General features: G+C 72.7%; 1 pseudogene. It reads right to left on the reverse strand.

From position 1 onward, the window contains the following. Nucleotides 1-264, reverse strand: a pseudogene (locus tag AC5RUJ_RS19065) (ArgP/LysG family DNA-binding transcriptional regulator); the annotation flags it as partial.

Consider the following 264-nt stretch of genomic DNA (forward strand, 5'->3'; position numbering starts at 1 on the left):
CTCCACCGAGCAGCCCTGGACCGGTTCCGGCGTCGCCGTCACCGCGGCCGTCACCCGTCCGGCCCGCAGCAACGAGGTCGAATGCTGCTCGTCTTCGCGGTGCACTTCGAAAAACACCCCGCCGTCGCGCGGCATGCGGGCCAGCGCGCCCAGGAACCAGGTGGCCAGCGAATCGGCGTTCACCACCAGCGGCAGGGCCACACCGTCACCGTCACCGCCGAGTTCGCGCTGCGCGTCGGCCTGCAGGACCCGCACCTGCCGCGC

It is taken from the genome of Arthrobacter sp. Y3223164 (assembly GCF_059091005.1).